The 14369-nt window shown below is 45.9% G+C and carries 13 protein-coding genes and 2 tRNA genes; 10 read left to right on the top strand and 5 right to left on the bottom strand.

Annotation, left to right across the window (positions count from 1 at the left end; genetic code table 11):
* Positions 1-10: 10 nt before the first annotated feature.
* Together ACH59B_RS15865 and ACH59B_RS15860 are read right to left on the bottom strand one after the other, a co-directional pair.
* Positions 11-1084: an anthranilate phosphoribosyltransferase gene (locus tag ACH59B_RS15865; RefSeq protein WP_404303981.1), complete on the bottom strand. Its 1074-nt coding sequence runs from the start codon at positions 1082-1084 to the stop codon at positions 11-13.
* A 20-nt stretch (positions 1085-1104) separates the two neighbouring features.
* The gene (locus ACH59B_RS15860; protein ID WP_016822405.1) at positions 1105-1707 is read right to left on the bottom strand and encodes an ANTAR domain-containing response regulator; all 603 of its coding nucleotides are present in this window, start codon (positions 1705-1707) and stop codon (positions 1105-1107) included.
* 443 nt (positions 1708-2150) lie between these two features.
* Here ACH59B_RS15860 and nirB point away from each other — a divergent pair, with 443 nt between their 5' ends.
* The 5 genes from nirB to ACH59B_RS15835 all read left to right on the top strand — a co-directional run bounded on the left by nirB (position 2151) and on the right by ACH59B_RS15835 (position 7525).
* Entirely contained in the window at positions 2151-4583 is a 2433-nt protein-coding gene (gene nirB, locus ACH59B_RS15855; RefSeq protein WP_404302061.1) for a nitrite reductase large subunit NirB, read from the top strand.
* Positions 4584-4595: 12 nt separating this feature from the next.
* Positions 4596-4925, top strand: a complete 330-nt coding sequence (gene nirD / locus ACH59B_RS15850) for a nitrite reductase small subunit NirD (RefSeq protein ID WP_019687974.1) — start codon at positions 4596-4598, stop codon at positions 4923-4925.
* A 1386-nt stretch (positions 4926-6311) separates the two neighbouring features.
* Positions 6312-6824 carry a hypothetical protein gene (locus tag ACH59B_RS15845; RefSeq protein WP_117288960.1) on the top strand — a complete coding sequence of 171 codons (513 nt, stop codon included), beginning with the start codon at positions 6312-6314 and terminating at the stop codon, positions 6822-6824.
* 82 nt (positions 6825-6906) lie between these two features.
* A tRNA-OTHER gene (locus ACH59B_RS15840) sits at positions 6907-6988 on the top strand.
* Between the two features lie 84 nt (positions 6989-7072).
* A complete protein-coding gene (locus tag ACH59B_RS15835; protein WP_404302059.1) occupies positions 7073-7525 on the top strand; it encodes a head fiber protein in 453 nt (150 codons plus the stop codon).
* Positions 7526-8284: 759 nt separating this feature from the next.
* On the opposite strand, the gene ACH59B_RS15830 is transcribed toward ACH59B_RS15835, so the two are convergent.
* Positions 8285-8356 (bottom strand) — tRNA-Val (locus ACH59B_RS15830).
* Between the two features lie 140 nt (positions 8357-8496).
* Here ACH59B_RS15830 and ACH59B_RS15825 point away from each other — a divergent pair.
* Positions 8497-8940, top strand: a complete 444-nt coding sequence (locus ACH59B_RS15825) for a GNAT family N-acetyltransferase (RefSeq protein WP_017427817.1) — start codon at positions 8497-8499, stop codon at positions 8938-8940.
* An 86-nt stretch (positions 8941-9026) separates the two neighbouring features.
* Positions 9027-9263, top strand: a complete 237-nt coding sequence (locus ACH59B_RS15820) for a DUF3892 domain-containing protein (RefSeq protein WP_016822393.1) — start codon at positions 9027-9029, stop codon at positions 9261-9263.
* A 127-nt stretch (positions 9264-9390) separates the two neighbouring features.
* Here the strand turns inward: ACH59B_RS15820 and ACH59B_RS15815 are convergent, their stop codons facing one another.
* Positions 9391-10149: an MBL fold metallo-hydrolase gene (locus ACH59B_RS15815; protein WP_404302057.1), complete on the bottom strand. Its 759-nt coding sequence runs from the start codon at positions 10147-10149 to the stop codon at positions 9391-9393.
* A 200-nt stretch (positions 10150-10349) separates the two neighbouring features.
* On the opposite strand from ACH59B_RS15815, the gene ACH59B_RS15810 reads away from it, so the two are divergent.
* The gene (locus ACH59B_RS15810) at positions 10350-10907 is read left to right on the top strand and encodes a hypothetical protein (RefSeq protein ID WP_013371897.1); all 558 of its coding nucleotides are present in this window, start codon (positions 10350-10352) and stop codon (positions 10905-10907) included.
* Between the two features lie 79 nt (positions 10908-10986).
* Positions 10987-11292, top strand: a complete 306-nt coding sequence (locus tag ACH59B_RS15805) for a DUF1292 domain-containing protein (RefSeq protein WP_007431055.1) — start codon at positions 10987-10989, stop codon at positions 11290-11292.
* 114 nt (positions 11293-11406) lie between these two features.
* Here the strand turns inward: ACH59B_RS15805 and ACH59B_RS15800 are convergent, their stop codons facing one another.
* Positions 11407-12882: an aminotransferase class I/II-fold pyridoxal phosphate-dependent enzyme gene (locus ACH59B_RS15800; RefSeq protein ID WP_039276095.1), complete on the bottom strand. Its 1476-nt coding sequence runs from the start codon at positions 12880-12882 to the stop codon at positions 11407-11409.
* A 187-nt stretch (positions 12883-13069) separates the two neighbouring features.
* Between ACH59B_RS15800 and ACH59B_RS15795 the strand changes: the two genes are divergently transcribed.
* A complete protein-coding gene (locus ACH59B_RS15795) occupies positions 13070-14356 on the top strand; it encodes an MFS transporter (protein ID WP_019687971.1) in 1287 nt (428 codons plus the stop codon).
* Positions 14357-14369 lie beyond the last annotated feature (13 nt).

Below are 14369 nucleotides of genomic sequence, written 5' to 3'. Positions count from 1 at the left end.
GAGGCGAGTTTTATAAATGAAAATGGGTTTCGGATGTGTTGGCACCCGTTTTTATTTCTTTTCTCAACATAGCTTCACGCCAGCGGCAGTACAAATCCCAGGCGTTCCCGTTTTCAAGCAGCGGCTTGCAGGTGTACAAGCCTTCCTCAATGGAGTCGACCCGCCCTGCAATGAACAGTCGTACCGCGCCGTTGAGCAACACTTGATTCGAGAAGGCAGTAGGAGCTGTGCCTTGCAACACTTCCTCTGATATGCGCAGCTGTTCAGCAGGGGTCCAGCGGTGTTCTGGTACTACCGAATCCAGCCCGTACATTTCGGGATCTATAACCTGGAGGGACACCTTACCATTAGCAAACAGGTAAGTCCGGGTCGGTCGGTCGATGAATAGGTCCTCCGATCCTTCGCTCCCCTGGACGATCAAAGCCCTGCGATAACTCAGATTTTGCATGACCTTCGCCGTCTTGTCGAATACGGTGTTGTGGAAAACACCAAATACAATGTACGGGGAGGAACCGTAATCAACCAGTTTCTCGGCTGTGTTCAGTACTGTGCGAAGCCCCAACTCTTCGCGAATAGACCGCAGATCCCGCAGGGGCGTGCACCATTGTTCGGAAACAACGAAAAGCACGCCTGTCTGCTTCGCAGCATGAATGGCGGTTTCGTGTGACATGTCCGCAGTCGCTACCCCCATCTCCTGCAACAAAAGTGGGAGTGTAACCCCCCATTTGGGAGGAAGGGGTGCACTCCCATGCATCGTTACAGGTAATCCGTATGAGGCAAGTAGAAAGGCAGTTGCGAAGGTAGCAATAAATGATGACTTCCTACCGTCGTACGGACCGGCGAAATCAATGCCTTCCTGCATGGGAAAGCGGTGGGAATATTTGCGACAGACATTAACGAATGCTTCCAGCTCGGCAACACTCTCCATTTTGATGCGTTCCGCGGCAAAGAAGGCACCGATTTGAGCTGGGGTTGCTGACCGGGTCATAATCAGTTCGGCGGCAGCTTCGGCTTCGGCATAGTTCAGATCACGAGCGCCTCTTTTGCCGCGCCCAACTTCTTTTAATATTTCAATGATATTCATGTTCAAGGCCCCTTTCAGATTTATGCTTTTAGCATTTGCTGTGCTTTCACAATGGAGATGGCCACATCAACGATTCGTTTGCGCTCATTCATCGCTTTTTTACGCAGCAGATCATATGCCTCCGCTTCCGGGATGCCGTTTACTTCGCCAAGTATCCCCTTCGCCATATCAATCCATTTGCGTTCTTCCAGCCGAGCGGTCAGTTGTTTGCGTTCACTTTGCCAATGCTGGCGTTCAAAAAAGCGTTTGGCGCTAAAATGAAGAGCCCAATTCAGCTCATGGGCTGCCATGGAAGGGGTTAGAATACCGTCGACAGTCACGTCTGCTTCACAAGCCTCCGTCGATGACAGCGCTGATGTCGCGCTGCACCACCAGAGCAACGGAATTGCTTTGGTTTGCTCCAACCTGCTACTCCACATGCTGATTGTGCCGACAGGTATGTTTAGTACGGCCGCATCTGCATTATGGATGAGCTGTTTGATTTCAGATTCATGGCGGCAGGGCAAAGGCAGGTATCCGTTGGATTCTAAAAGGTGCTCAGGTTCTGCCTGCCATGAGGGAATGGTGTCTGCCTGCTCGGATGCAGGGTCAGCATGTGAGTGAATTACCAACAAGGAACGCAAGCGGGCTCCTCCTCTCTTTAACATGAAGGGTAAATAAGCATGAGGATTGTATGTCTTGATAAGAAATGTGACATATAACTTGATGAGATGGGTTTGCTTTTCCATCATAATGAAGTGGAAACGAACTTTTAAACCATTTTGGCGTGTTTTGGACTGAAAATCAATCCTAATTTTGTAGAAGAGTGATATTTTATACGTCATCAATATGTTACTTAGTGATAAAATATTATTTTTACGAGATTTTGCGTAAGGAATATTGACATGTGATTTGAATCGTTATATATTGGCTACAGTACTTTAAATTCATACTCTGATGGATACAACGGCGTATTCGATGAAACGGCAATGGAGCCTGTTTTCACATGTGGAGGGATGTTTTGCATCCCCGTATGTGAAGCAGGCTTTTTATGTTTTAAGGATAGAAATGGAGAGGGAGTGACCTAATGAACTACATCCAAAAATTAGTGCTGGTCGGCAACGGAATGGCGGGGATACGCACTCTCGAACATTTGCTGAAGATCGCACCAGGTGCCTATGAGATTACGGTATTTGGGGCCGAGCCCCATCCAAACTATAATCGGATCATGCTGTCCTCTGTTCTGGCCGGTGGAGCAGGTTTGCAGGATATTATCATCAACGATTGGAATTGGTATGAAGACAATAATATCCGATTGTATACCGATGATCCTGTCACAGCGATCGATACGGAAAAGCGACAGGTGACTTCACGATCCGGTGTATGCGTCTCTTATGATTTACTGTTGTTGGCAACAGGTTCTAAAGCCTTCATTTTGCCGCTTCCAGGAGCCGACAAGGATGGTGTGATTGGGTTCCGGGATATTCGTGACTGCGAGATGATGATGGAGACGGCGAAGACGCACAAAAAAGCGGCCGTTATCGGCGGCGGATTGCTTGGGCTAGAGGCAGCCAGGGGGCTACTCAATTTGGGAATGGACGTTACAGTTATTCATATTAACGGTTATATTATGGATCGGCAGCTGGATGAGGCTGCTTCCCTTATGTTACGGCGCGAGCTGGAGGAACAGGGAATGACTTTTCTGGTCAATAAGCGGACGGCGGCTATCACCGGGCGTCGTCGCGTGGAAGGGCTAAAGTTTGCTGATGGCAGCGAACTGGAAGCGGATTTGATCGTTATGGCGGTAGGTATCAAACCAGACATTGAACTGGCGGTGTCAGCGGGAATCCCCGTAAACCGCGGTGTCATCGTAAATGATCACATGGAAACGAATATTCCTGGCATATATGCCGTTGGAGAATGTGCAGAACACCGGGGAATCACTTACGGTCTGGTTGCCCCATTATATGAGCAGGGGGGCGTCCTGGCTCAGCGACTCGCGGGAATGGAGACTCCTGGCTACAGTGGTTCCGTTACTTCTACAAGATTGAAGGTATCGGGCGTCGATGTATTTTCAGCAGGAAATTACAAGGATGAGTCGGGAACGCGATCACTGCGGTATCAGGATGATATTGATGGCGTCTACAAAAAAATCGTCATTAAGGAAGAAAAACTGATCGGTGCCGTTCTGTTTGGGGATACCTCTGATGGAGCCAAGTTGTTTTCTCTGATTAAAAGTGGGGAGTCGGTGGTTGGTCGAGAGAAAGAGTTGTTACTTGGCTTTAACCCTGGTCAATCAGAAGGTAGTGGCACCATGATGCTGGAGCAGATGCCTGAAGACGAAATTGTATGCGGATGTAATGGTGTATCCAAGGGTGACATTGGAGAGGCGGTTGCGGCTGGCTGTAAGAGTCTTGGGGAAATTAAGGCCTGCACGAAGGCATCGGCATCATGCGGCGGCTGCAAGCCATTAGTGGAGGGGCTCTTACAGCTGTACGCAGGTGCAGAAGCCGGAGAATCGATTAAAGAGGGGATATGTGGCTGTACGACACTTGATCGGGAGGCGATTATTGATGGTATCCGAGAAATGGGGTTGAAGAGCGTCAAAGAAGTGATGAACGTGCTGGGCTGGAACGAGCCTGAAGGATGCACCAAATGTCGGCCGGCCCTCAATTATTATCTAGGTATGCTGTGGCCACTGGATTATGAGGATGAGAAGGAATCCAGATTTACGAATGAAAGGTACCATGCCAATATTCAGAAAGATGGCACCTACTCTGTGGTGCCCCGCATTTATGGAGGAGTTACTTCACCTGCCGACCTGAAGAAGATTGCTGCTGTCGCGGAGAAATACAATGTGCCTTTGGTTAAATTTACGGGTGGCCAACGTCTTGACCTGCTTGGTGTAAAAAAAGAAGATCTACCGGGAATCTGGTCCGAATTGGATATGCCATCGGGATATGCATATGGAAAGACATTGCGAACCGTCAAGACGTGTGTCGGTAACACTTTTTGTCGCTTCGGCACACAGGACGCTATGGGCATGGGCATCCGGTTGGAAAAGGCATTCGAACGTCTGAATGCGCCATCCAAAGTCAAACTGGCTGTGTCGGGCTGTCCGCGTAACTGCGCAGAAGCGACGATCAAGGACTTGGGTGTTGTTGCTATTGACGGTGGCTGGGGGATCTATATTGGAGGTAACGGCGGGATTAAAGTGCGGGCAGCAGAACTGCTGTGTACCGTTAAAACTGAGGACGAAGTGATGGAATGGACTGGCGCCTATCTGCAGTATTACCGTGAGCAGGCGAATTGGAACGAGCGTACAGCTCATTGGGTGGAACGGGTAGGCGTGGACTCGATCAAACAGGTATTAGCAAACGCGGAGACGAGGCAGCAACTGGTAAGCAGAATTGAGGAGACGTTAAGCACAACGACTGATCCGTGGCACGAAATCATTCATAACGAAGAGCTGCGCAAAAACTTTGTACAGCTGCCGGAGCTTAAGGCAGTAATGGAATAGGGGGCTGACCAAATGGAGAGCAATACGATAACCAGCAGAATCAGGATAGCAGATCTGAACGAGATTGACCGACGTGGAGCAAGAACAGTTCGCATTCATAATGCAGAGATAGCCGTATTTCGCCTTAGTGACGGCAGCGTGCGTGCGCTTGAGAACCGTTGTCCACACAAAGGGGGACGGCTATCCGAAGGAATGATATGTGGATCGGTGGTCCATTGTCCGCTCCATGATTGGAAAGTCGACCTGTCCACTGGTCAGGTGCAAGAGCCGGATACTGGATGTGTGACCACTTACCCGACGGAGATTGACAGTGAGAGTGGAGCAGTTTACATCGTAATCTAGGGGCATTAGGTTTATTTGCTTGGGGTGCTGGGCTTAGTTGTTCTTCTATATAATAGAAGAGATACGTATTGCCGAACAATTCTCTAGAATTCAATCTTGCTGAAAAAAGAGATATTGCTGCTTAAGTGTAGTGTTAGAGTATATAAAAAAGTCAACCTTATTTCCGGTTGGCTTTTTTTGTCGCTTAAATCTTAAATAATGACCAGTTTCTCTTCTCAGCACCAACTTGAAAATCTTTACCATCACTACTCATAATCTGAGTGATTGATATAGTTCTCTTATCGAAATCCACGTCCTTCTACCGAATTCCTAATATCTCCGCACTCCGGTAGTTAGAGTAAGAAGGAGCACAATATAATACATATCGTCTTTTGAAGCTTCTAGGAAGGCGTGTGCCTGTTCCAAGGTCCATACCTGCATTTCCTTTTTTCGAGCTTTAGCCGTTCGACTAACGAAACAGGGTTTTTGCTGATCATTATAAAAGTCTTGAATGTTGCGTGGTGTGATGCTGCTAACGCCGAAATGCGTACATATCTTATTCAACAATTCGAACGATATATTTTCATCTTTTCCATTGCAGCAGCAGATATTCCCTGTTGAAGCCGCAAATCCTCTTTGTTTATATCTCTTTCAATAATAGTAATTCTAGCAAAAAATTGAATTGAAAAAATATTACGAAAAAATTGATCGTAAAATGAAAATATTTGTGATCTTTTAGGTTTTACACATGGTAAATTAGTAACATGGAAAACAAAGAGAGAGCAGCACCCCACACAAACACATGCCTGTTTGACGGTGGGGCGTAAAACGAGCGGTACCAGTTATCCCCTTGCTATAAGACCTACAGAGAGCCGCAAGGGTAGGATAAGTGGGCATGTTGCTCTTTCTGTTTTCACTACTCCACTCTTGCTAATGTGCGTCTGACAAGCGCACTCCTCATGACAGTGATCCTAGCCACTAAAGAGTGGATCAGGAGCGCAACTGGTCGCGTAAGAAAGTACCTAGAAAAAGGCTGCATGCAAGGGTGAAAGTGCCATGTCCACATCTATTATCATAACTGCAGTGGGGTATATCCACGAAGGTTCGATTCCTCTCGCGAAAAAGAACGGGTGGGTGTGTCGGTGGTTCGAATCCGCCAGCGGTTTCATGCAGAATACTTGGTGTGCTACTGGATTCATTTCTGGCTGGTCCTGGTTCAAATCCGGGCTTCTGCTAACATGGAATCAAAACCCATTTTTTGTTGAATAATTACAACAAAAGACTTATAATGTAAATGTTCATAAATACCTGTAAAAACTTTATCAATCATGAATGCTCTAATAGTTTCTTACATACTGTGCTGGTTGATAGAGTTGGCAGGATAAAAAAATCAAAGAAAGTAGGCTTATGAGTATGAAAAACCTTAAAAAAGCTTCTGCAGTATCTGTTTTATCATTAGCTCTTGCAATTCCCTTATCTGCTTCTGCGGCAGCTACGGATGTTGCACCAGCTACAACTGACTTTACAGCAGTTTCCCAATCTGCAAACACATCGACCGATGTGAATACACCAAAAGCGGGAGATCATGTTATTACTCCTTATGCCACTAAATCGGTGGTTGATAGAACTCTCCGCAACACAGAACTTACAGAAAATTTCGATATACCCGCAGGTTATGGCTATGTTAAAGTATGGATACGTAATGACGGTAAGCAGCCAATTAAATTTTCGGTGAACAGAGGCTCAGAAACAGGTTCACAAATGTTGTCTGGAAGTGTAGAACCTGGTCGCACTTACAGTGAAATCAGTTCAAGCGCTTGGCCTGGTGCTAATAAGTATTATGTATCTCTTTCCTCGGGTAAAGCATACATGGAGGGCGAGCTTTCTGTTCGTATAGGCACTTCACGAGGAGAACTGTAATAATCAAATTATAGTTATTTAAATGCAGTGAGAAGGTCGGCTATCGTGCCGACCTTTTTAGTATCTTCAATATCACTAGTATGCACGGTTAGCTTAATGGTAGAGCACAGACGGGCCCGAGTAAAACAGACCTAACGGCGTGGGTTCAATTCCCACACCGTGCACCTAATTAAAAGACTTAATGAGAGTGGCGTAGATACGCTGCTCTTTTTTGTACGCAAAAATAATAGAAAAGGAAGTGTTTGGTAATGAGTACAGAGGCAAGCGCAGTACGTAACGGCGGATTTGGGTATCTTGGTTCGGATAATATCTTTAAGGTGGTAAATACCGAGGCTGAGGCTCGTAAATATAGCCCCACTGGTAGAATAGTAAGCTTTGCAGGTCCACACGCATACGGCAACCCTGTTGTCCCTACAGGCACGGGAGAATATAACCAACTGGCTATTAAATTGCATGCGGATGGTAGCCTGACCGAGAGCGAAGGCTTTGCTATTCCTGCCATGGCGGCTGCAGATGCCGCTGCAGCTCGTACGCTTATTGTTGCAGGTACGCTAGTTAGTGCGGCTACAATAGCAGCAAACGGTACAGTGAAGCAGGCAGCAGCACAGGACAATAGCGAGGCTACGGATGTGGCAGGTCTGGTCGCAGACTTTAATTCTTGGATTTGTAGGCTACGAACTGCAGGTATCTTGCACAAATAATACTGTTGAATTTTTTATACAGTAAATGATGTATGTTACTAGTGGACGATTGTGCCCCTCTAGCATGATGTTACGTACTCTAAATGGCTGTTTACTCCGAACTGGTTCGGTGAGCAGCGGTATTGATTACTGGTATGAACCTGCAATAGTGGCAGTGTCAAAAGAAAAAGTTCCCGCTATTGAGGTTATTGGCGGATTTGATACGCGTATTGCTTTGGATTTGGATTTATGAATACTGCTTGTCATTTTCGATTCGTTCTGGAACTCTTTTTGGAACTCTTTCTGCCATTGTCCTGCGCAGCCTCTCTCCTGAGATCGACCGGAAACGGACACAGGCTGCTGTAGAGGCAGTTCTTGAGAAATACAAGATATATAATAAGTTTGCTTCTATTATGAACCTTCTTGTTGAGAAGGAGTAGAGAAAGAGTGGGAAAATGAACGAAATTAAAGTGGCTAATGATTGGGCGCAATACCCTATGACTCTGCGCCCCAAGTATGTTGAGGAAATAATGAAGATGAGCCCAAAAAAGACCTACGAGTTTCTGGTAGGGAAATATATATCAGTAAATTGGTATTTCGTAACTGGCATGATGGTACTAATTTTGATGTGTTCCAAAACAACGAAAGCAGCGGATCTTAGCCGCTGCTTTTTTGTATCAAAAAGTGATTCGTATTAAATTCGTATCAGAGCCATATTTCGTATCGGATATGAGTTTATAAAAATAAGAACCCCCCCTATAAATCAAGGGGGGGTCGGTATAGGACGGATGGGGATCGAACCCATGACCCTTACCCTGTCAAGATAATGCTCTCCCGCTGAGCTACCGTCCTGTAGTTACTAGATAATATCATGTATTAACCATATATGTAAAGTGAAAAGATAGAAATCAGCCTGTACTTCATGACTATTTATATATATAATTCAAATTTAGTGAGTTTACATTTGAAATTAAGGATAGGAGGAACTGATGATGGCCGCAGAAATTATAACTGTAACAACAGAAGAGCAACTGCAGAAGGCAATATTGATCCGTACCAAAGTGTTTGTCGAAGAGCAGAAGGTTCCTCTGGATCTTGAAATTGATCATTATGACAAGCTGGGAGATACCGCCCATCATTTGCTAATTTGTGAACATGGGGAAATGGTGGCTACTGGTCGGCTGACATATTATGATGAAGAGACAGCTAAAATGCAACGTATTGCCGTTCTCAAGGAGCATCGTGCAGCAGGTTATGGACGTGTATTACTGCTAGCACTGGAGGAACGTGCACGTGAACTTGGGCTGAGATACTCGTTGTTAGATGCTCAATGTCAAGCTGAGAAGTTTTACGAAAAGCTTGGCTATGAAACGATCTCCGATGAACCTTTTGATGATGCGGGAATACCGCATGTACGTATGCGTAAAAAGTTGTAGTCGAGGCACAGGGTGTATACAAAGCTGTACAATGCGCATGCTAGTAAAAGTTCCTCCACTATACTATGGATAAGGAGCGATGCAGCATGGCTAATACAGAACGAGAACAAATTACGGCAGTACGTAAAAACGGGGATGGCGATCTTGCGTCATTTCAGACGTCTACTGGACGGATTTTGGATTATAGCCAAGCGTTGAACGAGATTGAAGCAGGTTCAATTGCAGGCGTCAACGTGTTCAAGGCCAAGGATGGAAGCAAACGAATTCGAGGGGATGCCGATGGAGATCCTTCTAATAACCTAGATCAACTGCCGTTGTTCTGACCTTGACTCGCAACATTAACGTCCAAGCTTATCATTGATACAAAAAATATGCAGCAAGCCGCCTAGCTATCCTTTGTAGGAAAGTCGGGCGGCTTTTTGTTAATTGTTAATACTCCCTTTAGCTCGGTTACTCTGCACGTTCCAATTCTGCTAGCGGATATACTCGTTGCTGCTCCAGAAAGGACATAATCCCTGCCTTATCCCTAAATTGTTCCATATCGTCACTATAGTGCATCAGATGAATTTGCTCTTGAAGAGGTGTTGGCAAGCTTAGCAGCTCATCTAACGTTGTATGGACTTCTCCGGCACCTTGTAATTGAACCTCATGTAAGATGCTTCGACATCCCCGTTCATGCACCAGATGATGAAGTAAATCGGGATCAAAAACCATGTCCGCACTATAAAAAAGACGATCATTAATGAACAAAGAGTAACTGTTTTTACCAGGAATATGCCGTGTAGGGATCAGCTCTACCTGGATACCCGGTACTAAGGTGGTGGGTACGTCAGGGGTTATGACATTTACCTCAAATACATCCTCAAGCTTGTCAATCATACCTTGCTGTGACATGCCGCCCTTGAGCGTATGCTCCCATAAAGGATGGATTAATGGTTCGGCGATATAAAGCAGAGGTTTGCGACGATGGAGGATATTCATTTGAAAACCGAATTCCTCTAGGCCTCCGACATGATCTGCGTGAATATGTGTGATTAAAATAGCGTCAATATCAGGCAAAGGGACACCCATCTGGTGTAATGCTAGAGATGCGGTTGTACCGCAATCGATCAGCAGCTTGCCTTCCCCGCTATCCAGCAGCGCGTTGTTGTTGTAATAATGCTTGGCAAAGGCGCTACCTGTACCAAGCATCTGTATCGTTAGGCCCATTATGGATTCACCCTCCAGACGATGTGTTATAAGACACTCTACAATCGTATTTTAACATCTAGGCTGCAGGAACTAAAGATTTGGCTCCTTATGTAAAAACTTTGGACAATTTGTGAAACACAGCGCAACTTGTGCGGCTGAGCTAGGTATAAATGTACGACAGATGGTTTTTAACAGATAACGATGGAGGGATATGTAGTATGAAATGGAGAAAAGTCATGGCCCTAGTGATGGCCTTTTCAATAATGGGAGGGACCGTCATTTCGGCGGAGTCCGCCAAGGACCAAGTGCAGTTGATTATTAACGGAGAAGTGTCAAAAGATGGCGCAGTTGTCATTGATGGGAAAACTTATGTGCCTATCCGTGACTTTAACGGGCTTGTAAATTTTGATCCCTCTGGTGGAAAAGTTGTCTTCGACCAGCCAAACGTGCATATGTTCCTGTTCAAGGGAGATACTGTGTTTGGTAACGTGAATAAAGGTAACAAAGTGAAATTTAATGTTTTCAGCCAAATTGATACCCTGAAAACAGATATCTCCGGAGTGAAAGTAGCGATTACCGACCCTTCGGGCAATGTAAAGGATATTCAGTCCCAAGATATCAAAGGAGCGCAAAAGGATAACTTCTGGTTCCGTACGAACGACTTTACGTATGATTTCAAAACAGCAGGGAACTATCGAGTCGGTTTCTACATTAAAGAAAGTAAAGACGGTAGTTATACACTGGTATCCGAAAAAGTCATCACAGCGATAAATTAGGCATACCACAAATTGACCTGCACTCTTGATCATGTTACGATACGAGGGAAAATAAAACAATTTGAAGGTAGGTATTTCCATGAGTGATCACAAACATGAACACGGTGAAGCCTGCAACCACGATCATGACCACGAACATGAAGAAATGGTTCTTACGCTAACTGATGAAAATGGCAAAGATGTAGAAATGGTGCTGGTAGAGACCTTTGACGTAGAAGATCACGTGTATGCTCTGTTGCTTGAGCGTGGCAATCCCGAAGCGGATGGTATCATTCTTCGTATGGAAGAAGAAAACGAAGAAATGGTGCTTTACAATATTGAGGACGAAGATGAGTGGAAGCGTGTAGAAGCAGCTTATAGCGAGCTTGTTGCCCAATACGAATAAGATTGGATACAGCAGCTGCTCTTGCTCTTCAAAACACTAGAAAAGCCCCCGAATGGGGGCTTTTTTTGTTGACCATCAACATTTTTTTGCATGCAGATGCTAACAGACCATTGTTTAAGAAATAGCGTCAGTTTCAACGATAACCTTCACCTGATGTACCGTTCGATCCTCAGGTCCTTTAACAGGCAGGCCTACTTCCACATGATCTACAATATAATCAATATTGTCCTGCGAAATAACTTCGCCCGGCAATAGGATTGGGATGCCTGGTGGATATACATAAATGAATTCTGCAATGATACGGCCAGCAGATTCCTTGAAGGGTACAATTTCCGTATCTCCGTAAAAAGCGTCTCTCGGAATGAGGGAGAGCTGCGGTATATCCGGTATCTTTACAACCAGCTCATGCTGCTGACCTGTGGAATAGTGCAGTGAAGCCAGCTCGCGCAAAGCTTTTAATAAAATGTCAATTTCCTCTTTGGTATCACCAGGAGTCACCAAACAGAGAATATTATACATATCGCTAAGCTCAACTTCGATATTGTAGTGATCTCTCAGCCAATTTTCCACATCATATCCGGTAAGGCCTAAATGGCGAATATGAACCGTCACTTTGGTCGGATCATAATCATAGGTAGCTTCCGTGCCAAGAATTTCACTGCCAAAGCAATATAGCCCTTCGATTTTGTTGACCTCTGCGCGGCAATATTCAGCTAATTCCAGAGCACGTTGTGCGATTTCATGGCCATTAAGGGCCAAATTGCGTCGGGATGTGTCCAACGAAGCCAGCAGAATGTACGAAGTGGACGTCGTTGTCAGCATACTGAAAATAGTTTGTACACGCTGCGGATTAACGAATCCGTTTTTTGTATTTACATTTAGTATCGAGCTTTGAGTCAAAGAACCACCCAGCTTGTGAACGCTTGTAGCTGACATGTCTGCCCCCGCCTCCATGGCGGACATCGGCAAATCAGCGTGAAAATGAATCAGTACTCCGTGAGCCTCATCGACCAGGACCGGCACATTATAGCTGTGAGCGAGATCTACAATTTCCTTCAAATCGGCGCACACACCGTAATATGTCGGGTTGATGACAAGGACGCCCTTGGCGTCAGGGTGACGTTCCAATGCCCGGCGTACGGACTTGGTTGTAACCCCGTGGTGAATACCGAGATTCTCATCACTGACCGGAGAAATGAATACCGGCTTCGCACCAGCGAAGATGATGGCAGACATTATGGATTTGTGTATATTTCGGGGTACAATAATTTTATCACCTGGCACACAAATGGACATAATCATGGTGATAATGGCTCCGCTTGTCCCCTGTACACTGTAATAAGTATAATCAGCTCCGAAGGCTTCTGCTGCAAGCTTTTGAGCTTCTTCAATGACGCCTGATGGCTGATGCAGATCGTCCAATGGAGCGATATTGATCATATCTATGGAAAAAGCATTATCCCCCATAAATTCGCGAAATTCCCGATCTGCCCCCACTCCCTTTTTATGACCTGGGATGTGAAATTGAACCGGGTTGCTCTGAGCATGCTTTTTCAAAGCAGTAAAAAGCGGGGTGTTGCTTTGATTCATTAGTGTTGTCACAACCTTTCATGCAGGATTTCGACAATCCTGTGCAATTGATAATAGAACAAAATTGAGTATAGCAGTTTGAAGTAGGAATGCAAGCGATTGAGGGCGCATTTATTTGCGAAAGAGTGGAGTAGGCGGAGAACCCCGAATGTATAGACAAAAAACAAAGGCGGAGGATGTGGGATAGATGAAGCAAATTAGACGAAAAAAAGCTTCGCAGCGGCTGTGGACTCCTTTTTTTGCCAAATTATGGATACTGGTGTTTCTGGTCGAATTTATGAAGGGATCTCTTCTGGTATCGATCCTGCCGGTATATATGGGAGAAACGTTGGGGCTGTCGGCCGGAATTATCGGTTTAGCCTTTTCGCTTCAGTATTTCGGAGACAATGCATTCCGGGCACCGGCGGGCTGGATGGCTGAACGGCTCGGTTACCGTGGCACGATGTCAACCGCGTTGTTGTTTACACTTGTAGCGATCATTATGCTAAGCGCACTGACGGAACCTGTGTGGCTCGTCATCGCGTGTCTGCTACTAGGACTGGGGACATCTCCGCTCTGGCCGTGTGTGATGACCGGAACGACCGAAATGTCCGGACCTAATAACAATAATGGTGCAGCGATGGGAACACTGGAAATTGCGTCCATGGGCGGAACGGGCTTGGGTCCACTCGTTATGAACTTCGCCATATCCCACTACGGACACTCTTACGGTATGGTGTTCATGATTTTGATAGGATGCAGTATTGTATTACTACTGGTTGCTCTTATGCTGCCTGGAACGAACAGGTCTGCTGGCAAAGGTGACCTCGAACAGAGCGCTCTCATATCTTCTGATGGGAAGTCCAAGCAGAAGCGGCAAGTGCTGAGTGGTATCCAGGAGACGATCAGCACGCTCAAAACCAAGCTTAATGTGAATCCGTTAATTTACCCTGCGCTGTTTTTGCAGTCCTTTGTCATCGGTTTGATCAGCCCTGTGCTAACGCTGTACGCGCGGACGGATCTCGGAATTTCACCGAACTTGTATAGCGTGCTTCTGATTGCCGGCGGTGGGGTGACTGTGCTGGCATTGATCCCTTGTGGCAAGCTGGTGGATCGCCTTGGAACCAAGTACTTTTTGCACATCGGATTTTTGCTTGCCGGGACCACGCTATTTTTCTTTTCAACAGTACAGACCATCCCGCTTGTGTTTGTATCCGTAGCAATTATTGGCTTGGGATATGCGCTCATTTTGCCTGCATGGAACACGTTTCTTGCCCAACTGATTCCGGAAAGCGAGCGTGCAACAGTATGGGGCTTTTTTTTAACACTCCAAGGCTCTGGCATGGTTATCGGTCCGCTCGTTTCAGGAGTGCTATGGGACCGCGCTGGACACACAGCTCCATTTATCATCAGTGGGATCGTGATGCTGCTCATGTTTGGCTGCCATCTGGCTTTGGCGCGCAATCCACGGAGAAAAACCGTTGTTAAGGCTTGAACGGTGCTTTTAG

This window comes from Paenibacillus sp. DP01 (assembly GCF_044784315.1).
Lineage (GTDB): Bacteria > Bacillota > Bacilli > Paenibacillales > Paenibacillaceae > Paenibacillus > Paenibacillus polymyxa.
This window is presented reverse-complemented; position numbering and strand designations above follow the sequence as displayed.